At 61.2% G+C, this 1,200-nt stretch carries 1 protein-coding gene; it reads left to right on the top strand.

Translation table 11 applies throughout. The annotated features are described in order from the left end of the window. Positions 1-1,200 (top strand): biosynthetic arginine decarboxylase (gene speA / locus Q8Q83_RS17415; RefSeq protein WP_305625387.1); only part of this gene is annotated, 1,200 nt, incomplete at both ends.

The raw sequence follows: 1,200 nt of genomic DNA, 5'->3' as shown, positions 1-1,200 counted from the left end.
TGTCCTTGCCGCTGCTGGTGCGTTTCCCTGACATTCTGCAAGACCGCGTGCGTCAGCTGACCGGCGCGTTCGATGCCAACATCGAGCGCCTGGAATATCAGAGCAAGTACACCGCGCTGTACCCGATCAAGGTGAACCAGCAGGAAGCGGTGATCGAAAACATCATCGCCACCCAGGATGTGTCCATCGGCCTGGAAGCCGGCTCCAAGCCCGAGCTGCTGGCCGTGCTGGCCCTGGCACCGAAGGGCGGCACCATCGTTTGCAACGGTTACAAGGACCGCGAGTTCATCCGACTGGCGCTGATGGGCCAGAAGCTGGGCCACAACGTGTTCATCGTGATCGAAAAAGAATCCGAAGTTGGCCTGGTGATCGAAGAAGCCGCCTCGCTGAAGGTCAAGCCTCAAGTCGGCCTGCGCGTGCGTCTGTCGTCCTTGGCTTCAAGCAAGTGGGCGGACACCGGCGGAGAGAAGTCCAAGTTCGGTCTGTCGGCGGCGCAGCTGTTGTCGGTGGTCGAGCGTTTCCGCGCGGCTGGCCTGGATCAAGGCATTCGCCTGTTGCACTTCCACATGGGTTCGCAGATCGCCAACCTGGCGGACTACCAGCACGGCTTCAAGGAAGCGATTCGTTACTACGGCGAACTGCGTAACCTCGGCTTGCCGGTTGACCACATCGACGTCGGTGGCGGTCTGGGCGTCGACTACGACGGCACGCACTCGCGCAACGCCAGTTCGATCAACTACGACATGGACGATTACGCCGGTGTCGTGGTCGGGATGCTCAAGGAGTTCTGCGATGCGCAGAGCCTGCCGCACCCGAACATCTTCTCCGAAAGCGGCCGCTCGCTGACCGCTCACCACGCCATGCTGGTGGTGCAAGTGACCGACGTCGAGAAGCACAACGACGACGTGCCGAAGATCGACAACAAGGAAGAGCTGCCGGAGACCGTGCAGTGGCTGGTTGACCTGTTGGGCCCGACCGACATCGAGATGGTCACCGAAACCTACTGGCGCGCCACGCACTACATGAGCGATGTGGCCACCCAGTACGCCGATGGCAAGCTGACCCTGGCCGAGAAAGCCCTGGCCGAGCAATGCTATTTCGCCGTGTGCCGTCGCCTGCACAACTCGTTGAAGGCGCGTCAGCGTTCGCACCGTCAGGTGCTCGACGAACTCAACGACAAGCTGGCCGACAAGTACATCT

The organism is Pseudomonas sp. (genome assembly GCF_030696055.1).
Classification (GTDB): domain Bacteria; phylum Pseudomonadota; class Gammaproteobacteria; order Pseudomonadales; family Pseudomonadaceae; genus Aquipseudomonas.
The sequence above is the reverse complement of the archived record's forward strand: the minus strand, read 5'-3'. Positions and strand labels throughout refer to the sequence as shown.